Annotated in this window: 18 protein-coding genes, 1 tRNA gene and 1 pseudogene; 12 read left to right on the plus strand and 8 right to left on the minus strand. The window is 60.5% G+C overall.

Annotated features, from left to right (window positions below; translation table 11 throughout):
* From EIC84_RS26455 to EIC84_RS24205, 3 genes and pseudogenes are all read left to right on the plus strand, one after another.
* Positions 1-140 (plus strand): annotated as a pseudogene (locus EIC84_RS26455) (allantoinase); the annotation flags it as partial.
* A 7-nt stretch (positions 141-147) separates the two neighbouring features.
* On the plus strand, positions 148-1,923 hold the full coding sequence (uraD, locus tag EIC84_RS24200; RefSeq protein WP_003063720.1) for a 2-oxo-4-hydroxy-4-carboxy-5-ureidoimidazoline decarboxylase: 1,776 nt from the start codon (positions 148-150) through the stop codon (positions 1,921-1,923).
* Entirely contained in the window at positions 1,920-3,197 is a 1,278-nt protein-coding gene (locus EIC84_RS24205; protein WP_003063718.1) for a M20/M25/M40 family metallo-hydrolase, read from the plus strand. Before uraD ends, EIC84_RS24205 begins: the two co-directional genes overlap by 4 nt.
* Positions 3,198-3,281: 84 nt before the next feature.
* On the opposite strand, the gene EIC84_RS24210 is transcribed toward EIC84_RS24205, so the two are convergent.
* Positions 3,282-4,256, minus strand: coding sequence for a LysR family transcriptional regulator (locus EIC84_RS24210; RefSeq protein WP_034361722.1), 975 nt, complete (start codon positions 4,254-4,256; stop codon positions 3,282-3,284).
* A gap of 127 nt (positions 4,257-4,383) precedes the next feature.
* Here EIC84_RS24210 and EIC84_RS24215 point away from each other — a divergent pair, with 127 nt between their 5' ends.
* The 4 genes from EIC84_RS24215 to EIC84_RS24230 all read left to right on the plus strand — a co-directional run bounded on the left by EIC84_RS24215 (position 4,384) and on the right by EIC84_RS24230 (position 10,537).
* On the plus strand, positions 4,384-5,568 hold the full coding sequence (locus EIC84_RS24215; RefSeq protein ID WP_003063714.1) for an MFS transporter: 1,185 nt from the start codon (positions 4,384-4,386) through the stop codon (positions 5,566-5,568).
* A 650-nt stretch (positions 5,569-6,218) separates the two neighbouring features.
* Positions 6,219-7,706, plus strand: coding sequence for a nucleobase:cation symporter-2 family protein (locus EIC84_RS24220; RefSeq protein ID WP_003063711.1), 1,488 nt, complete (start codon positions 6,219-6,221; stop codon positions 7,704-7,706).
* Between the two features lie 170 nt (positions 7,707-7,876).
* Complete coding sequence (locus EIC84_RS24225) at positions 7,877-10,174, plus strand: NADP-dependent malic enzyme (RefSeq protein ID WP_003063708.1); 2,298 nt, start codon at positions 7,877-7,879, stop codon at positions 10,172-10,174.
* 273 nt (positions 10,175-10,447) lie between these two features.
* Positions 10,448-10,537: transfer RNA gene (locus tag EIC84_RS24230), tRNA-Ser, on the plus strand.
* A gap of 308 nt (positions 10,538-10,845) precedes the next feature.
* Here EIC84_RS24230 and EIC84_RS24235 read toward each other — a convergent pair.
* Positions 10,846-11,883, minus strand: a complete 1,038-nt coding sequence (locus EIC84_RS24235; protein WP_034361720.1) for a CaiB/BaiF CoA-transferase family protein — start codon at positions 11,881-11,883, stop codon at positions 10,846-10,848.
* A gap of 369 nt (positions 11,884-12,252) precedes the next feature.
* Between EIC84_RS24235 and benC the strand changes: the two genes are divergently transcribed.
* Positions 12,253-14,832: a benzoate 1,2-dioxygenase electron transfer component BenC gene (benC, locus tag EIC84_RS24240; RefSeq protein WP_003063704.1), complete on the plus strand. Its 2,580-nt coding sequence runs from the start codon at positions 12,253-12,255 to the stop codon at positions 14,830-14,832.
* A 253-nt stretch (positions 14,833-15,085) separates the two neighbouring features.
* Here benC and EIC84_RS24245 read toward each other — a convergent pair whose 3' ends face one another.
* Positions 15,086-16,018 (minus strand): helix-turn-helix domain-containing protein, encoded by a 933-nt coding sequence (locus EIC84_RS24245; protein WP_003063702.1) that lies wholly within the window; start codon positions 16,016-16,018, stop codon positions 15,086-15,088.
* A gap of 97 nt (positions 16,019-16,115) precedes the next feature.
* Between EIC84_RS24245 and EIC84_RS24250 the strand changes: the two genes are divergently transcribed.
* Genes EIC84_RS24250 through EIC84_RS24260 form a run of 3 tightly spaced genes read left to right on the plus strand, consistent with a single transcriptional unit; the run spans position 16,116 to position 19,088 of the window.
* Positions 16,116-16,988 (plus strand): SDR family NAD(P)-dependent oxidoreductase, encoded by an 873-nt coding sequence (locus EIC84_RS24250; protein WP_003063701.1) that lies wholly within the window; start codon positions 16,116-16,118, stop codon positions 16,986-16,988.
* Between the two features lie 34 nt (positions 16,989-17,022).
* Entirely contained in the window at positions 17,023-18,744 is a 1,722-nt protein-coding gene (locus tag EIC84_RS24255) for an FAD-dependent oxidoreductase (protein ID WP_003063699.1), read from the plus strand.
* Entirely contained in the window at positions 18,741-19,088 is a 348-nt protein-coding gene (locus EIC84_RS24260; RefSeq protein ID WP_003063697.1) for an NIPSNAP family protein, read from the plus strand. The genes EIC84_RS24255 and EIC84_RS24260 overlap by 4 nt, the downstream gene beginning before the upstream one ends.
* Before the next feature lie 66 nt (positions 19,089-19,154).
* Here EIC84_RS24260 and EIC84_RS24265 read toward each other — a convergent pair whose 3' ends face one another.
* From EIC84_RS24265 to EIC84_RS24275, 4 genes are all read right to left on the minus strand, one after another.
* Positions 19,155-19,604: a HipA domain-containing protein gene (locus EIC84_RS24265; RefSeq protein ID WP_003063695.1), complete on the minus strand. Its 450-nt coding sequence runs from the start codon at positions 19,602-19,604 to the stop codon at positions 19,155-19,157.
* A 94-nt stretch (positions 19,605-19,698) separates the two neighbouring features.
* The gene (locus EIC84_RS26460; protein ID WP_003063693.1) at positions 19,699-19,863 is read right to left on the minus strand and encodes a hypothetical protein; all 165 of its coding nucleotides are present in this window, start codon (positions 19,861-19,863) and stop codon (positions 19,699-19,701) included.
* A 6-nt stretch (positions 19,864-19,869) separates the two neighbouring features.
* Complete coding sequence (locus tag EIC84_RS24270) at positions 19,870-20,283, minus strand: porin (protein ID WP_003063691.1); 414 nt, start codon at positions 20,281-20,283, stop codon at positions 19,870-19,872.
* 65 nt (positions 20,284-20,348) lie between these two features.
* Positions 20,349-21,344 carry a tripartite tricarboxylate transporter substrate binding protein gene (locus EIC84_RS24275; RefSeq protein WP_003063689.1) on the minus strand — a complete coding sequence of 332 codons (996 nt, stop codon included), beginning with the start codon at positions 21,342-21,344 and terminating at the stop codon, positions 20,349-20,351.
* A gap of 428 nt (positions 21,345-21,772) precedes the next feature.
* On the opposite strand from EIC84_RS24275, the gene EIC84_RS24280 reads away from it, so the two are divergent.
* Positions 21,773-22,696, plus strand: a complete 924-nt coding sequence (locus EIC84_RS24280) for a helix-turn-helix domain-containing protein (protein WP_003063688.1) — start codon at positions 21,773-21,775, stop codon at positions 22,694-22,696.
* Between the two features lie 340 nt (positions 22,697-23,036).
* On the opposite strand, the gene EIC84_RS24285 is transcribed toward EIC84_RS24280, so the two are convergent.
* A complete protein-coding gene (locus EIC84_RS24285; RefSeq protein WP_003063686.1) occupies positions 23,037-24,440 on the minus strand; it encodes an amidase family protein in 1,404 nt (467 codons plus the stop codon).
* Positions 24,441-24,549 lie beyond the last annotated feature (109 nt).

Raw genomic sequence — 24,549 nt, forward strand, 5'->3', positions numbered from 1 at the left:
GCCGACTGCTGGGCCGTCCCGGCCGGATTACAGCGCTGCAGCGCTTCCTCGACCACATCCAGAAGCACGACAACGTGTGGGTGTGCCGCCGTATTGATTTGGCTCGTCACTGGGCCGAGCGTTTCCCTTGCAAGGATTGATTGCGACATGGCTTTGACCCTGGAACAACTGAATGCCGCCGATGCGGCAACCGCCACCGACCTGCTCGATGGCCTGTACGAGCACTCGCCCTGGATTGCCGCCAAGGCACTGGAGCAGCGACCCTTCAAGTCCATGGCGCATATCAAGCACGCCATGGCCAAGGTGCTGGCCGAGTCCAGCGAGCAGGCCCAGCTCGATCTGATCCGCGCTCACCCGGAGCTGGCCGGCAAGCAGATGGAGACCAACACGCTCACCGCCGAATCGACGAATGAGCAGAAGAAGGCTGGCCTGACCAACTGCACGCCCGAAGAGCTGGAGCACATCCGCAAGCTCAACGCCGAATACGGCAAGCGCTTCGGCTTCCCCTTCATCCTGGCCGTGCGCGGCGCGCGCGGTCTGGGTCTGAGCAAGGCCGAGATCATTGCGACCTTCGAACGCCGCATGTTCAACCACCCTGCCTACGAACAGGCCGAGGCACTGCGCAACATCCACCGCATCGCCGAGATCCGCCTGAACGACAAGTTCGGCTACGAGCCCGTCGAAGGCAACGAAGTCTGGGACTGGCAGGAACGCCTGTCCACCAACAGCGACCCCGGCTACGCCGAAAAAGGCCAGCTGACGGTGACCTATCTGACCGACGCCCACCGCGCCTGCGCCCAGCGCATCAGCCACTGGATGCGCGAGATCGGCTTCGACGAGGTCGAGATCGACGCCGTGGGCAATGTGGTGGGCCGCTACAAGGCGGCCACCGAAGGCGCCAAGACCCTGCTGACCGGCAGCCACTACGACACCGTGCGCAACGGCGGCAAGTACGACGGCCGCCTGGGCATCTTTGTGCCCATGGCCTGCGTCAAGCAACTGGCCCAGCAAGGCAAGCGTCTGCCCTTCAACATCGAAGTGGTGGGCTTCTCGGAAGAGGAAGGCCAGCGCTACAAGGCCACCTTCCTGGGCTCTGGCGCCCTGGTGGGTGACTTCAAGCAGGAATGGCTGGAGCAAAAGGACGCCGACGGCATCACGCTGCGCGAAGCCATGCTGCATGCCGGCCTGTGCATCGACGACATTCCCAAGCTGGAGCGCGACCCCGCCAAGTACCTGGGCTTCGTGGAAGTGCACATCGAGCAGGGCCCCGTGCTCAACGAGCTGGACATTCCCCTGGGCATCGTCACCTCCATCAACGGCAGCGCCCGCTATGTCTGCGAATTCATCGGCATGGCCAGCCACGCAGGCACCACGCCCATGGACCGCCGCCGCGACGCCGCAGCCGGCGTTGCCGAGCTGTCGCTGTACATCGAAAAGCGCGCCGGCCAGGATGGCGACAGCGTGGCCACCATCGGCCAGCTGAACGTGCCTTCAGGCTCGGTCAACGTGGTGCCCGGCCGCTGCCAGTTCTCGCTGGACCTGCGCGCGCCCACCAACGAGCAGCGCGACGCCATGATCAACGACATCATGGCCGAGATGGCTGCGATCGCCGAACGCCGCGGCCTGCGCTACACCACCGATCTGTCCATGAAGGCAGCGGCTGCGCCCAGTGCTCCCGAATGGCAGAAACGCTGGGAAAACGCTGTCGACGCACTGGGCGTGCCCCTGTTCCGCATGCCCAGCGGCGCCGGTCACGACGCCATGAAGCTGCACGAGATCATGCCTCAGGCCATGTTGTTCGTGCGCGGCATGAACGCCGGCATCAGCCACAACCCGCTGGAAGCCTCCACCTCCGACGACATGCAACTGTCCGTGGATGCCTTCACCCACCTCCTCCACCAACTGGCTCAAGAACAGCAATGACCAATATGAATCAAGACAAGCAAGCCACCTACGCCGCCATCGATGCATGGATTGACGAGCACTTCGACGAAGAAGTGAAGTTTCTGCAGGCCATGGTGCAAGTGCCCACGGACACGCCTCCCGGCAACAACGCACCCCACGCGGAACGCACTGCCGAGCTGATCAAGGGCTTTGGGTTCGACGCCGAGAAGCACGTCGTTCCCGAAGCCGACGTCAAGGCCTACGGCATGGAGTCCATCACCAACCTGATCGTGCGCCGCCCCTACGGTGACGGTGGCCGCACCATCGCCCTGAACGCCCACGGCGACGTGGTGCCTCCGGGCGAAGGCTGGACCAAGGACCCCTATGGCGCCGAAATCGAAGACGGCAAGCTCTATGGCCGCGCCGCTGCCGTAAGCAAGAGCGACTTCGCCTCCTTCACCTTCGCTGTGCGTGCCCTGGAAGCCGTGGCCAAGCCCAGCAAGGGCGCCGTGGAACTGCACTACACCTACGACGAAGAGTTCGGCGGCATCATGGGCCCCGGCTGGCTGCTGGAAAAGGGCCTGACCAAGCCCGACCTGATGATTGCAGCGGGCTTCAGCTACGAAGTAGTTACCGCTCACAACGGCTGCCTGCAGATGGAAATCACCGTGCAGGGCAAGATGGCTCACGCCGCCGTGCCCCACACCGGTGTGGACGCGCTGCAAGCCACGGCCGTGCTGCTGACTGCTCTGTACGGCGAAAACGTCAAGTACAAGCAAGTCACTTCGCAAGTGCCCGGCATCAAGCACCCCTACCTGAACGTCGGCCGCATCGACGGCGGCACCAACACCAACGTGGTGCCCGGCAAGGTCATGCTCAAGATCGACCGCCGCATGATTCCTGAAGAGAATCCTGTGGAAGTGGAAGCCAGCATCCGTGCTGTGATCGCCAAGGCCATCGAAGACTTCAATACCCAGGGCGGCTACACCGGCGAAGACGCCGTGCGCGTGGACATCAAGCGCCTGCTGCTGGCCAACGCCATGACCCCCCTGGACGGCAACAAGCCCCTGGTGGACGCCATCCAGAAGCATGGCGAAGCCATCTTCGGCGAAGTGCCTCCTGCAGTGGGCACGCCTCTGTACACCGACGTGCGCCTGTATGTCGAGCGCGGCATCCCCGGCGTGATCTACGGCGCCGGCCCCCGCACCGTGCTGGAATCGCATGCCAAGCGCTCCGACGAGCGCCTGGTGCTGGAAGACCTGCGCCGTGCCACCAAGGTGGTGGCCCGCTCGCTGGTGGACCTGACTGCCTGAGCACCAAACACCGTTTGAACGCCTAGCCTTCTTCTGTCTGGATGGAGGTTTTTCAAGGAGCCTGGATTCGTCCGGGCTCTTTTTTTATGTGCGCAACACCAGCAGGCCGGCGGGCATTTGCTCGGCATGGCTCAGGTCCACATGGCTGGCCAGAAAATCCAGCACCGCCCGCGTCCTCACCGGCAACTGGCCGGGCTTGCCCACATACACGGCATGGATGGGTTGCAGATCCCCGGGATTGAAATCCTCCAACAACACCTGCAGCCTGCCCGCGTGCAGATCCTCCCAGGCGTGATAGAGCGACAGCCTCGCCAGGCCCGCCCCGGCCTTGGCCAGATTGGCCATGGCTTCGCCGTCGTTGACGCGCAGCACCTCCCCCATGCTCACCGTCACCGCCTTGCCCGCCACCACAAACGGCCAGTGCGGTATGGCCCGCGGGTAGTTCCAGCCAATGCGCACATGGCCTGCCAACTCATCGGGATGCTGCGGTCTGCCAAAGCGCTGCAGATAATCCGGCGAGGCCACGATCACCTGGCGCGTGTGACCCAGCTTGCGCGCCACCATGTCCGAAGACGGAAGCTCCCCCCAGCGCAAGGCGATATCGGCGCGAGCCGCTATCAGGTCCACGACGTGATCGGTAAAGCTGAGGTCCAGCTGCAGGCCCGGCCAGGTCCGCATGAGCAGGCCGACCAGCGGCACCAGCAGGCGATTGCCCGTGGACGAGCTGGCATTGATGCGCACCACTCCAGTGGGCTGGCCCTGCCGGGTGACCGAGGATTCCAGCGCCAGCCAGTCCGTCAGCAGCTGCCGGCCCTGCTCCAGCAACTGCTCTCCCTCGGCCGTCAGCTCCAGCCGCCGGGTACTGCGGCGCAGCAGTTGCACGCCCAGCCGGGTCTCGAGCCGGGCCACGATCTTGCTCACGGCCGAGGGCGAGACCTCGCGCAGACGCGCCGCTGCCGAGAAGCTGCCCTGCTGGGCCACCTGCACAAAGGTCTGCAGCTCCACAAAGCGGTCCGCGCTGTGCTCCTGCAGCGAAGGCATAGCCATGGATTTCTTCATGAATCACATCATAAAGATGCGATTTATTCCCTGCAGGAACAAATGAATGTCCGCATCAAGGGCTAGCGCGCCTTCTGCTGCAGGTTCACAGTTCAGCCCTTCGCGGAATTTTCACAAGGACGTTTTCATGCCTGCAGCATTGCTTGCTCTGGCCGCCGGTGCCTTCGGCATCGGAACCACGGAATTCATCATCATGGGGCTGCTGACCCAGGTCAGCCAGGATCTTCATATCTCCATCCCCACGGCGGGCACGTTGATCTCGGGCTATGCCGTGGGCGTCGCCGTGGGAGCTCCCGTTCTCACTCTGGCCTCGCGCCGCTGGCCACGCAAGCTGCTGCTGCTGAGCCTGATGCTGCTGTTCATCGCCGGCAATGCCGCCGCCGCTCTGGCGCCCAGCTATGGCTGGCTGCTGGCGGCACGCGTGCTAACCTCGCTGACCCACGGCACCTTCTTCGGCGTGGGTGCGGTCGTCGCCACGCAACTGGTGGCACCCGAAAAGAAAGCCTCGGCCATTGCACTGATGTTTTCCGGCCTGACCCTGGCCACGCTGCTGGGCGTGCCCTTCGGCACCTGGATCGGCCAGCACTGGGGCTGGCGCATGGCCTTTGCCAGCGTCAGCGGCATCGGCGTGATCGCACTGCTGATCCTGCTGCGCCATGTGCCACGCGCACTCAGCATGCCCAGCCCTCAGGGCCTGACACAGGAGCTGACCGTGCTGCGCAATGGCGCCATGTGGCGCGGCCTGCTGTTGACGGTGATCGGCTTTGCCGGCGTCTTCACCCTCTATACCTATATAGAGCCGCTGCTGACCCAGATCACCGGGATGGACAACCGCATGATTGCGTTCACCCTGCTGCTGTTCGGGGCGGGCCTGGCCCTGGGCAACCATGCGGGTGGCAAGCTGGCCGACCGCTTTGGCGTGCAGCGCGCACTATGGGTGTCGCTGGCCACCTTGATGCTGGTGCTGATCGCGGGCCGCTGGATGTTTGCGAGCACGCCCCTGGCGATTGCCTTTGTGCTGCTGCTGGGCATTGCCGCCTTTGCCACTGTCGCGCCGCTGCAGATGGGTGTGCTGCAATCGGCTGGCGAAGCCGGCATGAATCTGGCATCCAGCCTCAATATCGCGGCCTTCAATCTGGGCAATGCCCTGGGCGCCTGGCTGGGCGGAGCCGTGATTGCACAAGGCCTGAGCCTTACTTGGCTGGCCTGGGCTGCAGCCATGCCAGCAGCAGCGGCACTGCTCATGGCCAGCTTCGCACCACGTCAGACCAGTCCAGTTCAGGCTTCGGCCATGGCGGCGGGCATGCACTGAAGCTCAGACGCGGCGCCAAGGCGGCACAAGGCGTGCAGCAGCGCAGGCGAATTCCACTCCCAAGGCGACCTCAAGGTCGCCTTTTTCGCTTGTGCAGCAGCTCGGCATGGTTTTTGCACCAATTTAGGTCCTATGACTAGGCATGAGATCTTTACAGGTCCCCATGCACGCTTTTGCACAGCAGTGCACCAATTCCGGGCTTGATGCCTTTTTTTGCACCTTCTTCAACGCTAATGCATGCAACCGGCCTCAAGACGGCAACGCACTTTCTTTCACTAGATGTTTCAAGACCCGAAACCTGCGCACGCATAACCGCAGCCAGATCTCTTCCGATTGCATATCGCGCAATTTTTGCTATGAAAAACAAAGCATCTATCGCTTGATATCAATAGATTTCAATATGTTTTATTCTGAAAATTAGAAAAACAAAGCCTCAGAAGCTACATATTTAATAGCAATCAGTAATTACCTTAGATGGTTATGCACGAAAAACATAACCATTGACATCCCATCCAGAAACTGAAATTTGAGCAGGGTTTACCGCTAGATGCCGTGCGTTATGAGCTGTATACACTTTTTGTATGGATTGCATGCCGTTCGCGAATCGCATGCCAACCTGAAGCCAATATAGAGTGAGGAGACATGTTTTTATGACATCCCAAGTGCATCCCGTGGATGAGGTTCTGCCATTCGGCAAGCTCACCGCCTTAGGTCTGCAGCACGTTCTGGTCATGTATGCCGGCGCCGTCGCCGTGCCGCTGATCGTGGGCCGTGCCCTGAACCTGCCCCCTGAGCAGGTCGCGCACCTGATCTCTGCCGACCTGTTCGTCTGCGGCCTGGTCACCCTGATCCAGGCCATGGGCGCAACCCAGTGGTTCGGCATCAAGCTGCCCGTGATGATGGGCGTGACTTTTGCCAGCGTGGCCCCCATGGTGTCCATGGCACAGAGCACCGGCGGCAACGCCGGCGCAGGCCTGATCTTTGGCTCGGTGATAGGCGCGGGGGTGATCTCCATCCTCATTGCGCCGCTCATCAGCCGCATGCTGCGCTTCTTCCCGCCGGTCGTGACGGGCACCATCATCGCCGTCATCGGCATCAGCCTGATGCGTGTGGGCATCAACTGGATCTTCGGCAACCCCGTGGGCCCGACCGCCCCTTCCGTGCCAAACCCCGAGCACCTGAAGTGGCTGGCCGAGGCCCAGGCCATGGCCGGCGCTCCCGGCTCCTCGCTGCCCGCCATCCCCAAGGGCTTCTCGGTGCTGCCCACCATGCCCAACCCCAAGTATGCCGATCTGCAAGGCGCTGCGGTCTCGGGCATCGTGCTGCTGTCCATCCTGCTGATCGCACGCTTTGCCAAGGGCTTCCTGGCCAATATCTCGGTGCTGATGGGCATCTTGATCGGCGGCGTGATCTCCGTGGCCATGGGCCTGATGAACTTCGAGAAGGTCGCCAAGGCCGAGTGGTTCACGCTGGTACTGCCCTTCCAGATCGCCATGCCCGTCTTCGACCCCATCCTGATCCTGACCATGAGTCTGGTGATGGTGGTAGTGATGATCGAATCCACCGGCATGTTCCTGGCCCTGGGCGACATGGCCAAGCGCGACATCACGCAGGACGAGCTGACCCGCGGTCTGCGCACCGACGGTCTGGGTACCCTGATCGGCGGCATCTTCAACACCTTCCCCTACACCAGCTTCTCCCAGAACGTGGGTCTGGTGGCCGTGACCGGCGTGCTCAGCCGCTGGGTCTGCGTGGCCGGTGGCGTGATCCTGATCGTTCTGGGCGTGCTGCCCAAGATGGGCGCGCTGATCGAATCCCTGCCCACCGTGGTTCTGGGCGGCGCGGGTCTGGTGATGTTCGGCATGGTGGCCTCCACCGGCATCCGCATCCTGGCCAACGTGGATTTCCGCAACAACAAGAACAACGCCATGATCGTGGCAGTGTCCATCGGCGTGGGAATGATTCCTCTGGTTGCCCCTAATTTCCGTCAGTGGATGCCCCATTCCATCCATCCGCTGATTGAATCCGGTATCCTGCTGTCCTCGATTACCGCCGTGGCATTGAATCTTTTCTTTAACGGAGCCGCCAAAGACAACAGCGCTGCCATCAACGCAGCACGTGAGGCTGACGCTCACTAAACGCCAGTCCTGAAGCGAACGCTGGCTTACCGGCCAGCCCAAGCCCCCTGCCGCCCCACAGTGCGCCAGGGGGTTTGTTGTCGATACAGTTGAAGCAAAACAGACCTGACTCAAAATGCTTCTTGCCATCCGGTAAGCTCCGAGAAGCAACTTGCTGATAAATATTTCGTATGACACAAAACCTGTCCTCCGCCGAACAAGCCCTGCGCGATGCGGCCCGCGAATACCACCGCAGCCCCGTCAAAGGCAAGATTTCCGTCACACCTACCAAGCCCCTGTCCAACCAGCGTGACCTGTCCCTGGCCTACTCGCCAGGCGTGGCCTATCCCTGCCTGGACATCGAGGCGGACCCCTCCACTGCTGCCGAATACACCTCGCGCGGCAACCTGGTCGGCGTGATCACCAACGGCACCGCGGTGCTGGGTCTGGGCGATATCGGCCCGCTGGCTTCCAAGCCCGTGATGGAAGGCAAGGGTTGCCTGTTCAAGAAGTTTGCCGGCGTGGACGTGTTCGACATCGAACTGGCCGAGCGCGATCCCGACAAGCTCATCGACATCATTGCCTCGATGGAGCCCACCCTGGGCGGCATCAACCTGGAAGACATCAAGGCTCCCGAGTGCTTCTACATCGAGCAAGAGCTGTCCAAGCGCATGAACATTCCGGTGTTCCATGACGACCAGCACGGCACGGCCATCATCTCCAGCGCCGCTTTGCTCAATGGCCTGGAACTGGTTGGCAAGGACATCGGTGCCGTCAAGGTGGCCGTCTCCGGCGCCGGCGCGGCAGCCATTGCCTGCGTCGATGTGATGGTGGGCCTGGGCATCAAGCGCTCCAACGTCTACATGGTGGACTCCAAGGGCGTGATCTACGAAGGCCGCCCCGGTGGTCTGGACGCATCCAAGCAGCGTTACGCTCAGAACACCGAAGCCCGCACCCTGGCCGACGTGGTCGACGGCGCCGACGTTTTCCTGGGCTGCTCCGCTCCCGGCGTGCTGACTGCCGACATGGTCAAGACCATGGCCGACAAGCCCATCATCCTGGCCCTGGCCAACCCCGAGCCCGAAATCCGCCCCGAACTGGCCAAGGCCATCCGCCCGGATTGCATCGTGGCCACCGGCCGCTCCGACTATCCCAACCAGGTCAACAACGTCCTGTGCTTCCCCTACATCTTCCGTGGCGCGCTGGACTGCGGCGCCACCAAGATCACCGAAGCCATGAAGCTGGCCTGCGTGCGTGAAATCGCCGCCCTGGCCAAGCAGGACGTCAGCGACGAAGTCGCCGCCGCCTACCAGGGCAAGGAGCTGACCTTCGGCCCCGACTACCTGATCCCCACGCCCTTCGACACGCGCCTGATCCTGCGCATCGCTCCCGCCGTGGCCCAGGCTGCCGCCGAATCCGGTGTCGCCACCCGTCCCATCGAAGACATCGCCGCCTACCGCGAAAGCCTGACCCGCTTCGTCTACCAGACCAGCATGTTCATGCGCCCCGTGTTTGCAGCCGCCAAGGCCAATCTGCAGCGCGTGGCCTATGCCGAAGGTGAAGACGAGCGCGTGCTGCGTGCCGTGCAGGTTGCCGTGGACGACGGCTTGGCCAAGCCCATCCTGATCGGTCGCCCCGCCGTCATCGAAGCCCGCATTGCCAAGGCAGGCCTGCGCATGCAGCTGGGCAAGGACGTGGAAATCTGCAACCCCGAAGACGACCCTCGCTTCCGCCAGTACTGGGAAACCTATCACAAGCTGATGGGCCGCAACGGCGTCACTCCCGAAGCCGCCAAGGCTGCGGTGCGCCGCTCCAACACCCTGATCGCCGCCCTGATGGTGCACCTGGGTGATGCCGACGCCATGCTGTGCGGCCTGGTGGGCCGTTTCGACAGCCACCTGGCCCATCTGGAAGACGTGCTGGGCCTGAAGAAGGGCGCCAACGAGTTCGCAACCGTGAACGCCGTCATGCTGGAATCCGGCACGCTGTTCGTGGCCGACACCTACATCAACGACGCTCCCAGCGCCGAAGAACTGGCAGAGATCGCCAAGATGGCTGCCGACGAAGTGGCCCGCTTCGGCCTGCCACCCAAGGTTGCCTTCCTCTCGCACAGCAACTACGGTTCGTCCACACGCGGCTCGGCCCGCAAGATGCGCGCTGCACGCGACCTGTTCGCCGCCGCCAACCCCGGCATCGAATGCGATGGCGAAATGCACGGCGACGCTGCTCTGGACGCCAACGTGCGCAGCCACTCCCTGCTGGAGTCCTCGCTGACCGGCGCTGCCAACGTGCTGATCTGCCCCAACCTCGACGCCGCGAACATCCTGTTCAACGTGCTCAAGACCACGGGCGGCCATGGCACTACCATCGGCCCCATCCTGATGGGCTGCTCGGCCTCCGCCCACGTGCTGACCCCCTCCTCCACCGTGCGCCGCGTGGTCAACATGACCGCTCTGGCAGCCGCTCAGGCCATCGCACTGCGCAGCTGATCAAACGGCACCTCTCGGGTATCCCGCCCGAGGCTGCAACAAAACGCCCTCAGGGGCGTTTTGTTTTGCCCCATACCCTGTCTTGAGCTTTGAGCCCTTCGTTCATTCACGGCGGCCTGTAACTCGCGCAGCAAACGCTCATAGCAGACGCCATGATAAAAAGTGAGCGCTAATCGAGATACAGCAAGCGCCATGCGCTATGGTTTTCATAGATAAGGCAAATTGCGCGCAATGCCGACCGGCGCACAATCCTTGTGTAGAATCCTGCCATCCGGAGGTTTGGGTGAGTGGTTTAAACCAGCAGTCTTGAAAACTGCCGAAGGAGTGATCCTTCCGTGAGTTCGAATCTCACAGCCTCCGCCAGATGACTAAGAAACAAGCGCCCTTCAGGGCGCTTTTTTCTTGTCTCCATCAATCAACACGTCTGCCAAGCCCAAGATCTGGCTGGACACAACTGAGTCGACTGGCCTCTGATGCCAGCACTCGGTTCGATAGAAACAGAACCAGTTCAGTAAAGCTGTGTTGTGCGTGGTTCAAGAGGTACGGCCTGCACCTCGCCCACGACAAAACAACTGGACTCCGGATTCCCGCTTGACTACCAGTCATGTTGGCGATGACGAAGACGATATTTGAAAACTGCTTCATCACGAACTGGACGTCACACCAAGGCTTTACATCCAAGACGCTTCAGAAGAGCGAGGTGCAGGGCGCACATGAAGCACACCATCGCGCTCGCCGAAATTAGCACGTGCTTGAAAGTGGGGATGCTCAGGCAGTTCGGCCAGGGACAGAACGGGCGACACACAGGCTTCCGTACCCTCGAATACACGGCACCAGTGAGCCTGGTCGTGCATGGCAAACAAGGCTGCCAGACGCTGCCGCATCGCAGGCCAGGCGGACTGGTCATGCTGTGCAGGCAAACCGGCCTCCGATAGTCCCAGCCCTCGCAACAAAGCAGCATAAAAGCGCGGTTCGATGGCACCCACAGCCACCGCTTTGCTATCTGCAGTGGCATAGGTCGTATAGAAGTGCGCTCCGCCATCGAATAGATTGCTCTCGCGTTGATCCCTCCATTGGCCAGCTTGCCATCGTCCAAGAATTGGAGCGAGCATTGCCAATGCGCCGTCCACCATAGCCGCATCAACCACGCAACCCTGACCCGTGCCGCGTGCCCGGGTCAGTGCCGCCAGGACGCCTGCAATCAGCAGCATTCCTCCTGCTCCAAAATCGCCGATGAGATTGAGCGGCACGGTCGGAACCCCGTCTGCACGGCCTATGGCATGGAGCACCCCGCTGGTAGCGATGTAGTTGATGTCATGCCCCACCGTCTGTGCCAGTGGCCCGCTTTGCCCCCAGCCAGTCATGCTACCGTAGACCAAGGAAGGATTGTGAGCATGGCAGATGCCGGGCCCCAACCCCAAGCGCTCCATGACACCAGGGCGCATACCTTCCAGCAAGATGTCTGAAGACGCCAGCAGCTTGAGCACGATGTCTCGTCCGGCCTCTGTTTTCAGATCGGCGTGCACAAGCTGTTTGCCATGGTTTTGCAGCTCAAATTGCTGCTGGCGGGCAATGCCCATATCCGCAGGGGTGGGACGCATCACGCGGATGACCTTCGCCCCCATACCTTGCAGCATCATGCCAGCCCAGGGTACGGGTCCTATCCCCTCCATCTCCAGGATTCGTACATCAGACAGGGGCGCATTCATGGCATTTCTCGCATAGCGACAATGCTGCGCCCACTGGTTGCACCATCAAGTTGACGCTGGGCATGCGCGAGAAGCTCGGCCAGCTCTCTTCAGTGCTTCTGTTGTCAACGAGTCCCCACTGCTCGATGTGGTGAGGGCTACTCTGGCAAGTTCTGATCATGGCGTCGAGACGGTACGCTGGACTCGCTTACGGTGGCATGCACGTTTTGTCCGGGCAAACATTGTCTCTGTCCATTGAGGAGAGTTCTGCTCCGGCTTCAAATTGGGGAACCAAATCTAACGAGCGTTTGCGAGAAATCGCGCGCCACCCGTCCTGAGCATTCCGTCAGCAGAACGTTATGTTCAGGCGGCTCTAAAGGAGACACCGTCATGCCCCATCAGATCACCCTTCGTTTTGAAGACGGAGTAACCCGCTTTATAGAGTGCGAAGAGGACGAGCGCATCAGCGATGCCGCCATTCGTGCCAAGATCAACACTCCACTCGATTGCCGTGATGGTGTGTGCGGCACCTGCAAGGCAGTCTGCGAGTCCGGCGAATACACAACGGGTGACTGCACGGATGAAGCCATCAGCGCGGAAGAACTGGCCCAGCGCAAAGTCCTGACCTGCCAGATGAGCCCGAAGTCGGACTGCGTGATCCAGATCGCGTCGAGCTCGACGGGCAAGAGCGCTCGTATGCACCAAGGTCGCCTGACGTCGATCGAGCGCGTTTCGGAAAGCACCATTGCATTCGCCGCCAAACTCGAAGACCGTGTTGGTCTCGAATTCAAGGCCGGTCAATATGTGAACGTAACGATTCCTGGGTCGGATCAGACGCGCAGCTACTCGTTTTCCTCGGGGCCCCAAGACCGTGACGTATCGTTCCTGGTGCGCAATGTGCCGCAAGGCCTGATGTCCACGTGGCTGGCCGAGAAGGCGAAGGTCGGTGATGCGATCGAGTTCAAGGGACCATACGGCGGTTTCTATCTGCGTGAAATCGAGTCTCCGGTTCTGATGCTAGCCGGTGGCACAGGGCTTGCACCGTTCCTGTCGATGCTTGATGAGGTCCTGAAGAGAGGCGACAGCAAGTATCCGATTCACCTGATTCTGGGCGTGAATACGGAAAACGATCTGGTGTGCGTTGATCAACTCGACGGATACGCGAGGCTGATTCCCAGTTTCACGTACGCAACGGTTATCGCGGACAAGATGAGTGCTCACCCGCGTAAAGGTTGGGTCACCGATCACATCGATGCAGCTCAACTCAATGACGGTGAAGTTGATATCTACCTGTGCGGGCCGCCCCCGATGGTCGATGCAGTAAGCAAGTATCTCAAGGACCAGAACGTGAACCCCAAGAGTTTCCACTATGAAAAATTCTCTACGGCAGCACCTGCACAAGCGCCTGTTCGGGCCGCGGCTTCCGTAGTCGTATCGCAAGTGCCGGCAGCGTCCATTGCGTCCTCGGACGCGGCCAGGGCTCTCGAACTGGGCTTGCTGCTCGGTCGCTTGAACGCAGATCAGATTCAGAAGTTCGGGGCCTTCGCTGCGGCACAGAAGGCCTTGGTTCAAGCAACGGGCGATGATCAACTAGTCAAGCTGTACGCAGACTTCACGCAAAACGATTTCGTGATGAAGGCGCTAGCTAGGCACGTGAATCAGGATTCCCAGACTATGTCGGCTCTGGCTGCAGAAGCCAAGCTCGGTGGCTGCCCGTTTCACGCGATGATCGACCAGGCGCCAGCGACTGCGCTTCCCGTGTACTCGCATGAATTGAAATGGCCCGAGGGTATGGAGCCGTTCAAGGTCGTTGACGACGGTTCGCAGGGCGACCCTTACGCTCACTACGAGTGGATGCGTGAAAACGCACCAGTCCTGCGCTGCCAGTCCACGACGTCCGACGTCTGGTTTCTCTCGCGTTACGAAGACGTGTTCAAGGCCGTCCGTAACACGAAGCTGTTCTCGTCGGAAGTGGTGAAACCGGTGCCGCTCACGTTCCTCACGCTGTTTGACGGTGAAGCACACTCGCGTCTGCGAACGATTCTGCAACCGTCATTTACGCCGCTGGCAATCGATCCGTTTGTCGAAGCGGTGACCGCACGTGCCAACGAACTTCTGGATGCGATGATCGCCACGGGCGGTGGCGACGTGGTTCAGGATTTTTCGATTCCACTGTCGATTCGCACGATTTCGGCCATGCTGGATGTTCCGGCAGAAGACGAAGAAAAGATGAAATTCTGGTCTGATGAAACCTTCTCGTACTTCGGACGTATTGCACGTAACGCGCTGGGCACCGGTACTGATGAGCAGAGTGCTAACGATTTTTGGGAGTACCTCCGCATTCAAATGCTGAAGCTCATGGATACGGACAGCCAGTCGATTGGCGCGCACATCGCACGCATGTGGAAGGACGGGCTGCTCAGCGAGAAAGAGGCAAAGGAGCTGTGCTCGTTCGTGTTCATCGCCGGTCACGACACGACGACTATTTTGGTGGCCAACGCGTTCCGTATGATGGCCGAGCAACCGAGCCACCTCGAACGACTACGCGCCAACATGGATGACTGCGAGAAGTTTGTGGAGGAGACGGCACGCTATCGTGGCACTGTTCAACGCGTGTCCCGCGTGACGACCGCTGATACAACAGTCGCCGGTGTTCACATCCCGAAGGGTTCGATCATCCGGCTGCTGCTGTCGTCAGCCAACCGTGACTCGCGCAAGTTCCCGGACGGCGAGACGTTCAACATCGACCGCGATAACGAAGCACACATGGGCTTCGGAAACGGGATGCACAAATGCCTGGGCATGCCGTTGGCGAAGTTGGAGACGCTGGTGTCGGTGCGTGCGCTGGCACAAAAAGTGGGTTCAATCTCGCTCGATACCACGAAGGAAATCAAGTACGTGCGCGGCAACAACTTGACGAACTCGGGGCCAGAGCACCTGTTCGTGAAGCTCCACGGTTTATCCACGTAAGCGCATGCTGGACTCTGCGTAAAGAGTAGGCGCCACACAAAAAAAGTGGCGCCCCTTTGCGTAAGTGGAGTACAAATTTCATGAGCTAGCACCACAGGCGTTGCTGCAGTAGCTGGTAAATGCCGCCAAACGGAGACGATGACCAAGCGCACGAAACAAAGCTTTCAGCCCTATTCGGTTGGCCTGCATATTCAACACACCGCCATCAGCTTCGTGATGATGACGTCAAAGCCGAATCAGCCACACGTGCGAGTCAACCAGCACGCCCTTGCTCGAGGGACGAGGGTCGTGCATGCGCTGCAGAGCGGTACTCGGTTGGCCTCATTCCCGTTTGTTTGCGAAAGAACCGGCCAAAATACGCCTCGTCTTGAAATCCTAAGTCACTGGCGATCTGCTTCACGCTGAGCGTTGAATAGCCGAGCATGCGCTTCGCTTCATGGATCGAGCGCGCATCAATAGCCTCGATGGCCGAGATTCCAAAAGTGGCTCGGCAGATACGGGATAGCTGTCCGGTGGTCACTCCCATCTCTTGGGCGTAGGTGGCGACCGGCAGTCGCCTATGACAATGGAGATTGAGTAGCGCCCGGAACCTTTCGATGCGCTCAACCATGGTTCCTCGCTCCCTACTGGCTGCAAGCCGAGCACGCTCACTAAGGCGTCCGATCTTGACGAACAGGGTGATCGCTAGTGCGGCGCCTGCGGCGAACTGCCAATGCTCATTGTTCTCTGCCTCGTGCCCGATCGACTGAAAAAGGGTATCCAGTGGTGTGCCACGCTCGGTATAAGGATCAATGGAAAGCACCGTCGGCGTGCGAATGAATTCCAGCAGATCGGGGGCAGCGGTCATCGCCAGCGATTCCAGCGCAGACTGCGAGGCGGTGATGACATGACCGTCGATGTCACTGCGAAAGTGAAAGCCATGAACTGAGCGTGCCGGCACGACGACCAAGCACGGTGCTTCAATTGCCCAAGTCCGGCCATCGATGAACGTTTCTCCACTCCCGCTAATGACGTAGAGCACCTGTATCAGCGCATCGTGGACGTGCGGCTTGATCTCGAAATCGAAGCGGCCGGCACGCAGCGGAATGCGCTCGTAATGGACCATGTCAATCCAGGATTTACCGTCTTCGGCCCCATAGAGTGCGAAATGCAGCACGGTCTGATTGCGCTTTTTGTCAGGATTCATGATGCACGTTATGTCCTGCTATTTGTCGTCTCTGTCCATTGTTCAGTGGGTGCTCGAAGCGTTCAATGACGATACAAATTTCAGGAGACTTTATCGCATGGAACCCTCAGAAAAGTTTAACCGCAAGGATCAGGAAATTGAGAATCAAACAGCTTCCTCAAACCTGTATCAGCTAAATATCAAAGCCAAGGTCTGCGTCATCACGGGTGCGGGAAGTGGCATTGGTGCAGGCATCGCACGCACCTTCGCCGCTGTTGGCGCTCATGTGGCGCTGGTGGATCGGAATCTTGCGGGTGCGGAAGCTGTTGCGGCCGAACTTCGCGACGCCGGTGCTGTTGCGCAAGCAATTGGCTGCGACGTGTCGAGCGAAGCCTCGGTTGCCGAAGCTGCAGACAAGGTTCGTGCTGTGCTCGGCCCGGTAAGCGTACTGGTCAACAACGCTGGACTCTTGCGTGCAGGACCTCTTGAGACGGTCTCGATCGAAGACTGGAATCAGGCCATCGCTGTGAACCTGACCGGCTATCTCCTGTGTGCTCGAGCGTTCGGTCGCGACATGCTCGCTGCTGGTAAAGGCAGCATCGTCCACGTTGCCTCGATTGCTGCGCTCAACCCGCAGACCAATAGCGGCTCCTACAGCCCAAGCAAGGCAGGCGTACTACTACTTTCGCGGCAGTTGGCCGCTGAGTGGGGGCCACGCGGGATCCGCAGCAACTGCGTTCTGCCCGGCATGATCCGCACCGCTCTGTCGGCCAAGTTCTATGAGGAACTTGGTTTCGAAGCTCGCCGCGCCGCAGCCACTGCAAGCCGTCGCATTGGTGAACCGGAAGATCTCGCCGGCCCTGCTCTTTTCCTCGCTTCTGATCTGGCTGCCTACGTCAATGGCGCGGAGGTGCTTGTCGATGGCGGTCTCGACTGCATGCTGATGGACATGGTTCCTCGCCCTGGCTTCAATGCCACCCCGGCCGCCTGAGCCTCACCACACCATAACTACAAGGAGATTAGACATGGCAACGGAAATGAACTGCGATCTGGTCGTGGTCGGATCGGGAGCGGCAGGCCTCGCCACCGCGATCACTGCACGCAAGCGCGGCCTTGATGTCATCGTGCTCGAAAAGGAACCCGTGTTCGGAGGCACTACCGCATTGTCGGGCGGTGTTTTGTGGGTTCCGCTGAACAAATATGGTCGCCAGCAGAACCCCGCTGACACCGTCGAGCGCGTACGCGAATACATGATGAGCGAGACGGGCAGCAACTACGATGCCGCAGCGGTCCAGTGCTTCATCGAGAACGGGCCGAAAATGGTCGATTTCTTCGAGCGCGAGACCGAGATGAAGTTCGTGCCCACGCTCTATCCGGACTATCACCCGGATGCGCCAGGCGGCGTCGACATCGGCCGCTCAATCCTAGCCGCGCCCTATGACATTCGCGGGCTCGGCAAAGACATGCAACGACTCAAGCCGCCACTCGAGACGATCACGTTCATGGGGATGATGTTCAATTCCTCGAACGCCGACCTCAAGCACTTCTTCCGCGCGACCAAGTCGGTTGCTTCGTTCTTTTATGTGGCGAAGCGCCTTGCTACACACATCAAGGAGCTGGCACTTTACGGACGCGGAACTAACGTCACAAGTGGCAACGCGCTCGCTGCGCGGCTCGCAAAGTCGGCGCTGGCGCTCGATATTCCGATCCTTACCTCGACACCAGTGAAGGAGTTGCTGAGCGAGAACGGCAAGGTGGTCCGTGTGCGCGCGGCCGCAGCGGACGGGGAGCTTCAAATCTCCGCCCGGCACGGCGTCGTGCTGGCTTGCGGTGGCTTCCCGCACGATCTCAAGCGTATCGCACAGGTCTATCCGCATTTGAAACGTGGGGGGGAACATCTTTCGCCTACTCCCGTCGGTAATACCGGAGACGGGCTGACCATGGCGGAGAAGGTGGGTGGGACTGTTCAGCTCGGTTTCCCCGATGCGTCAGCCTGGATGCCAGTCTCAAAAGTTCCATTCGGCAAAGGCCGCTCAGGTGTATTCCCCCACCTGCTCGACCGCTACAAGCCTGGCGTAATCGGTGTGCTGCGCAACGGCCAGCGATTCACCAATGAATCAAACTCCTACCACGACGTTGGCGCAGCGCTCATGCGCGCCTGCGAAGGGGAACGGGAAACGGCGATGTGGCTTATCTGTGACAAGGTAGCGCTCGGCAAGTATGGCCTGGGTTACGCCAAGCCCTCACCGATGCCCGTGGGCCCGTTGCTGCGCAACGGATACCTTACAAAGGGTGACACCATCGGCGAGCTGGCTCGCAATTGCGGGATTGCACCTGATGCGCTGGAGATGACGATCCGTTCCTACAATCGCGATGCCGTGCGTGGAGAAGACCCCGCGTTTCGTCGTGGTAACACGTCGTTCAACCGTTATCTGGCCGATCCAGACAACAAACCTAATCCTTGTGTCGCGCCGATCTCTACTGGTCCCTTCTACGCAGTGAAGGTGTTGATGGGAGATCTGGGTACATTCGACGGCATCAAGACCAGCGTCACCGGAGAGGTGTTACGCGCGGATGGCAGCCAGATTGACGGCCTTTATGCGGTTGGCAATGACCGACGCAGCATGATGGGTGGCAACTATCCAGGCGCCGGCATCACCCATGGACCCAACATGACCTTCGGCTATGTCACTGGCAATACTATTGCCACCAAAGCCATGGCCGGAAAATCCAAGGTGTGCGCATGAAGATGCACTCAATGTATCTGGCGAAACCCCTCGTTGACTTTCGGGTCTACACCATTGCACTACGCAAGATGCCCGAGTTCCTTGAGGTCTTTGACAGGCTCGCCATGCCGATCCTCCTCGAAACACTTGGCCACCCGCTCGGATTTTGGACAAGTTTTGTAGGGCCGCAGAACCAGTTCACCCATCTATGGGGATATGACGATCTGGCAGACTACGAACGCCGTTGCCGAGCACGCGATACACACCCTGATTTTCCTGCCTATCTCAAGGCATCGGGCCATCTGATCACAGCACAGGAGACGCAACTCATTCGTGCCTCCTCGCTGGCGAGCATCGCCGCGTGAGCGAATTCTCCTAGGCAAGAACTTGCACATGCCTAGGAGCTTCAACAGGATCGATTACTTCATTGATCAAGCTCGGACTGGCTTCAAATCCGTCTCGCTCAAACGCGCTGCCCTAGGGGACGGTTCAAGCAGTGGCAGCGCCAATAGCTCTTGCCCCTGATCAATTGCCAGCTGATCCCAGCTCTGAAGGATGGTGTCGAATGACGCATCAAGGTAATCACTGCCTTCTGCATACTTTATCCCCATCTGCTTGGCTCCAATCAAGAGATAGTCGACCATGGCACCAGCATCGCCATTTCGGCGCAAGCCCATGGACAGTTCCCGCACAACCTTCACTACCCAGCCCGCTGACGTATATGGCGCAATGTCATACGCATGCGAAAGCCTCCAGCCATCTGGCATACGCAGGACTCCGTGGTTTCTGGGGTGATCATCCCCGTTGCCGATCGGCAGTTTGAAGGTCATCCGCCGCCATAGTTCAGCTATGGTGTCCCTCGACTCCCCACCGGCCTGCATTCATTGCCAGGCCGATATAGGTCCGGTTCGGATTGTCGCGCTGGGCGACTGTAGCTCCAGAACCGTGGCAGCACCCGCTGCCAGCATGAGCCGATCAAAGCGCTTGAGCAGGAGCATAGTCCACGTACGCCTGGTAGATGGCTTGCCGGGAAGGTGCGCCGGCTTTCCCCATGGCATAGGCTTGGAAGCCGCCCAAACGTGGCGAGATACAGGCGATATCGTTGTCGAAACGCGCAGGTACGCCGAAGTTGTTCACCATCGAGCCTCACGTGCGCCCCGTGAGGTCGATAGCACTACCGTTGTTCAACAGTGCCGTGTTCTGCCGGCCTAGTCGCACCTCGCACCAACTGCCACCCAATCTCACCCTGCTCTGGCGATCGAAGCCGCGCGTGCTTTCGGCCTGCGTGCCGTTGTTGGTGCTGATGCCCATTTCCAGCTGGAACCTGGCACGGAGGCCGCCGCCCAGATCCTCCCTGTCGCGAAAGCCAAGCCGGCTGCGCAGCACGGCACCGTCCACCAGCGCGGTGACATCGTTGCCCGAACTGCTGCGCAGGTGGTAAACGTACTGGTCCGCCGAATCATAGATAGCGACAGACGACTGCGCACAGGCCGCCGAGCCGGCGACCGAGAGAGCAGCGAAAGCGGCGGACTGCCTGCCGCAGCACCGGTTTGCGGGCAATGCATGAAGTACGGATGGATTTCCTCGTGGTTATGTTGCGGCGGAAAACACAAGAAGCGCATGCATCAGTCGACGACGAGATTGCGCTCTCTGATCAAGGCCGAGAGCACCTTGGTTTCGGCATTGATCGTCTTGCTGAAGGCCTCTGTCTCCTGCACCACGGGTTCGGTGCCTAGGTCGGCAAAGCGCTGCCTGACTTCGGGCAGGGCCATGGCTTTGGCAATCTCCTTTTCCAGCCGTGTCGTGATCTCAGTCGGTGTGTTTGCCGGGGCGAAGACGCCGAACCAGTTGCCCAGCTCCACGCCCTTAACGCCCAGCTCAGTCAGCGTGGGCACGTCGGGAAAGAAGGGCGAGCGCTTGGCGCCAGTCACGGCGAGCAAACGCACGCGCCCTTCGCGAATGTGAGAAATGCCGCTGGCGGGATCAAAGTAGTAGTCGATCTGGCCGGCCAGCACGTCTTGCAACGCTGGCGCCGCGCCCTTGTATGGCACGTGCACCACATCCACCTGAGCCTGCTGCTTGAACAACTCGCCGACTAGGTGCATCTGCGTTCCCGCACCACCCGAGCCGTAGCTGAGCTTGCCCGGCGCGGCCTTGGCCATAGCCACGAGTTCGGTAGCCGACTTAGCACGCAAATCCTTCTTGGCAACCAGATAGAGCTGAGCATGGCCCAGACTGGCCACGGGACGCAAGTCGCGCTCAATGTTCAGTGCAGGCTTGAACAGAAAAGGGTTGGCCGTCTGAACCGAAATTGGCGCCACCATGAAGGTATAGCCATCGGGCGCAGATTTGATGGTCTCGACGGCCGCAATGTTGCCGCTGGCGCCGGGCCGGTTGTCCACGACGACAGGCTGGCGCAGCGACTTGGCCATGGCTGCCCCCACCACGCGAGCCATGACATCAGTGGAGCCTCCGGCCGGAAAACCAACGACGAAGCGGATGGGCTTGGCCGGCCACAGTGCCTGGGCCTGGGCCGCACCGCCAGCCTGCAGGCACAGGGTGGCCACGATGGCGCCCAATAGGCTGCGGCAGGAAAGAACACGGGAAAAAGAATGCATCATGACTTGTCTCCGTCTTGTGAATTGTTAGGAGCAGGACTTCTCAGCCACGCGTAAACAAAGAACGTTTCCATCGGGTAAACGTCTTGCTCGAATCGGGTGTGCGCAAGTCGTAAGGAAGAAGGTGGGAGACTTAGAGTGGCTTATTCCATAGGAAGACCCTCCCCAACCCCTTGGGGATACTGCAGCGGCATGACTTGCTGGCGGCGCCCGTTACCACGCAAACCTGGTGCTGTAGTTTCAGCCTACCGGTCTGATTCTTTTCCATTGTCATAACGACTCCCCTTGAATCCGAAGAGCCGCATTCTCTAAGTCCCGGCGCACTAAGTCCTTTGACAATTCATGCAAAGAACCGGACTTTTCGTGCATAGCCAGTTCATAACGGGTAATCCCTATAAGTCTGACTGCGCATTGGCTAGGACATTTCATGCATGCAACGTCACCCTCCATCCAGCAACCGCACGCGCCGTATCCCCAACTACGCAATGTATGGCGACAACGCACCGGCGGGCGGCAGCAACATGTTCAACTTCGAGTGGATACCTGAGCGCTCCCCACTGTACGATTGGGAGATCGACCCCCACGAGCACCAGTCGCTAATCCAGATCCTGCTCATGACTGAGGGTCAGGGCAACGCCTTGCTGGACGACGCGCGCTGGCATCTACGCGCGCCGGCCCTGGTCGTGGTGCCGGCGGGGCGCGTACATGGCTTCGAGTTCAACCCCCAGGTCAACGGCGTAGTAGTGACGGCGGCACAAAAGCCGCTGGAAGCCATGGCGCGGATTGTCATGCCCGAGCTGCTGAGCACACTGCGCAAGCCACTGGCCATCAACCTGCCTGAGCAAGGCCGCTACACTGCAGGTCTGATGCCGCTGTATCTGAGCATAGAGCGCGAATGGCGCCTGGCCGCCACTGGCCAAGTCGCTGCTGGCCTGTCACTCATTACCACGCTGCTAGTACAGGTCGCGCGGCTCAATGAAACGCTGGAGCCCGCTATCTGGCCGGCGCTTTCACGCAAGACCTTACAGTTGGAGAAGTTAAGAAACCTAATCGACGAGCACATACGCCACCGCTGGAGCGTCGCGCAATATGCTGAACAGCTAGGCATCAGCCCGGGTCAACTTTCCCGGCTCACCCGCGAAAGCTTGGGTAAATCCAGTATCGATCTGATCAACGAGCGCGTGCTCATCGAAGCCCAGCGCGAACTGATCTATACCAACGCAAGCATCAAGCAGATCGCCGACGGTCTTGGCTTCGAGGATGAGAGTTATTTTGGTCGATTCTTTCGCAAGCACTTGGGCGTGAGCCCACAGGCCTACAGGGTCCAGGAACTTGAACGCCTGTCGCAAGATTAAGAGCGGCCTGTATGTTTACAGGTGTCGGGGTGAGGGACCAGAGCCGCTATCGGCTGTTTGCGCAGATCGACCGTGTTAGACCCCTCCCATACCACCTTATAGCGTCGATAAGGAACTGAGCAGCATGCAGCCTTTGGCTGCATGCTGCCGATCTGAAGGCAAGCCAACGTACCTGGGTGGAGCAGGCCCCAACGAAGCCATTGTCCTTGTTGGAGGTGCCGTTATGCAAACAAGTTTTATCGGCGTGGATGTCTCCAAAGCGGAACTGGTCATCAGCGTTGGCGCTCAAGCTGCGCCGCGCGATGGTCCGCACCTGGTCGACCGTCCGCAGGCTGGCGACCTACTGCTGCCATCGGGACACGGCGACGGGCCCCCGGCGCCGTTCGATCTGCTCAGCTGCACCAAGGCAGCGCTCTTCCTCGAAGCGTCCTGCCACCAGTTGGACCCCGGTGGGGCCGGTCGGCGCCAGTCCCATAGGCACCGTCAGGCCCGGCAGAGCCAGGATGGCCGTGGACAGCAGCATGCTTTGCGCATCCACCAGTGTGCGCATGACCTCGGCCCCCTTCAGATCCCCATCGACGGCGAAAGGAGTCTGCCAAGACACCGGGCACAGCAGCAGCGGGTAGCGCTGCAGAAACACCGCCCACTCGCGCTGCAGCGCCACACGCAAGCCTTGCATGCGCAGGTAGTCCTTCATGCCAAGTCCCGGCACCAACGCATGCATTGCGGCGTGCGCCAGCTGAACGGCGGAGTCACCACTGGTGGCCACGGCATCGCCCAGCATCTCGTCCACCTCGTGCGTAGTGAGCTGCAGCCAGGCGTCGGCGGCTTCGCGCAGCCGCGGGGGCGCGGCCTCTACCACGTCATAGCCTGCGTCGGCGAGCATCTGCGCCGCGCGCCTCAGCGCCTGCTCAACGGCGGGTGCAGCGCGATAGCCGGGTGCCTCCAGGCAGAGCGCGACGCGGCAGGGCGCGGAGATGCCGACACCAGCCGGTGCCACCGGCACCCATTGCGGATCGCGCACGTCGCGCGTCGACATGGCCTGCAGCGCCAGCCGGATGTCAGCCACGCTGCGCGCTAGCGGACCCTGAACCGAATTCAGGAAGAAGCTGATCGGTCGCTCGACCGTGCTCGCCGGGTTGAACGCCGGAACGCGGCCGACGGTGGGCCTAAGGCCGTACACACCGCACGCATAGGCCGGATAGCGAATCGAGCCGCCTACGTCGTTGCCATGCGCGATGGGACCCATACCGGCTGCCACCGCCACCGCAGCGCCGCCGCTGGAGCCGCCAGGCGTAAGGTCGGCATTGTGCGGGTTCAGGGTGCGGCCATGCAGATCGTTGTCGGTGAACCAACGCATGGAAAACGCCGGAGTGTTGGTACGCCCTATTGGAATGGCGCCGGCCCGGCGCAGATTGGCAACCACCGCACTGTCGGCATCGGCCACCAGGTCCCGGTTGGCGGGAATGCCGTTGGTCGTGGCAAAGCCCCTCTGGTCGGCATTTACCTTGATGGTCACCGGTACACCATGCAGAGGTCCGAGCGCCTCGCCGCGCGCCAGCCGCACGTCTGCAGCCCTCGCCTCTTCCAAGGCCTGTGCATCGTCAGCATCGACGATCGCGTTGAGCAAAGGGTTGACTTTGGAGATACGGTCAAGGCAACTCTCCACACTCTCCACGCACGACACTTCGCACCGTGCGATCCGCGCTGCCAGCTCGGCGGCATCCATCTGCCACAGTTCCATCTACGCTCCTCGCTGTTCAAAACGATTTGGCGCAGGCCTGCTCAAACAGCAGCAGACCATTGCCATCAACAGGACATACACCCAACTCCGCTCAGTCGCCGCAGCACCT

It is taken from the genome of Comamonas sp. A23, assembly GCF_004522605.1.
GTDB lineage: Bacteria > Pseudomonadota > Gammaproteobacteria > Burkholderiales > Burkholderiaceae_C > Comamonas > Comamonas thiooxydans.

Coding starts and splice junctions, on each gene's coding strand:
- EIC84_RS24220 (WP_003063711.1), top strand. CDS start 6,219: ATGACATCCCAAGTGCATCCCGTGGATGAGGTTCTGCCATTCGGCAAG.
- EIC84_RS24250 (WP_003063701.1), top strand. CDS start 16,116: ATGGAACCCTCAGAAAAGTTTAACCGCAAGGATCAGGAAATTGAGAAT.
- EIC84_RS24275 (WP_003063689.1), bottom strand. CDS start 21,344: ATGATGCATTCTTTTTCCCGTGTTCTTTCCTGCCGCAGCCTATTGGGC.
- EIC84_RS26460 (WP_003063693.1), bottom strand. CDS start 19,863: ATGGTGAACAACTTCGGCGTACCTGCGCGTTTCGACAACGATATCGCC.
- EIC84_RS24280 (WP_003063688.1), top strand. CDS start 21,773: ATGCAACGTCACCCTCCATCCAGCAACCGCACGCGCCGTATCCCCAAC.
- EIC84_RS24225 (WP_003063708.1), top strand. CDS start 7,877: ATGACACAAAACCTGTCCTCCGCCGAACAAGCCCTGCGCGATGCGGCC.
- EIC84_RS24215 (WP_003063714.1), top strand. CDS start 4,384: ATGCCTGCAGCATTGCTTGCTCTGGCCGCCGGTGCCTTCGGCATCGGA.
- EIC84_RS24205 (WP_003063718.1), top strand. CDS start 1,920: ATGACCAATATGAATCAAGACAAGCAAGCCACCTACGCCGCCATCGAT.
- EIC84_RS24235 (WP_034361720.1), bottom strand. CDS start 11,883: ATGAATGCGCCCCTGTCTGATGTACGAATCCTGGAGATGGAGGGGATA.
- EIC84_RS24210 (WP_034361722.1), bottom strand. CDS start 4,256: ATGAAGAAATCCATGGCTATGCCTTCGCTGCAGGAGCACAGCGCGGAC.
- EIC84_RS24255 (WP_003063699.1), top strand. CDS start 17,023: ATGGCAACGGAAATGAACTGCGATCTGGTCGTGGTCGGATCGGGAGCG.
- benC (WP_003063704.1), top strand. CDS start 12,253: ATGCCCCATCAGATCACCCTTCGTTTTGAAGACGGAGTAACCCGCTTT.
- EIC84_RS24260 (WP_003063697.1), top strand. CDS start 18,741: ATGAAGATGCACTCAATGTATCTGGCGAAACCCCTCGTTGACTTTCGG.
- EIC84_RS24265 (WP_003063695.1), bottom strand. CDS start 19,604: ATGCAGGCCGGTGGGGAGTCGAGGGACACCATAGCTGAACTATGGCGG.
- EIC84_RS24245 (WP_003063702.1), bottom strand. CDS start 16,018: ATGAATCCTGACAAAAAGCGCAATCAGACCGTGCTGCATTTCGCACTC.
- uraD (WP_003063720.1), top strand. CDS start 148: ATGGCTTTGACCCTGGAACAACTGAATGCCGCCGATGCGGCAACCGCC.
- EIC84_RS24285 (WP_003063686.1), bottom strand. CDS start 24,440: ATGGAACTGTGGCAGATGGATGCCGCCGAGCTGGCAGCGCGGATCGCA.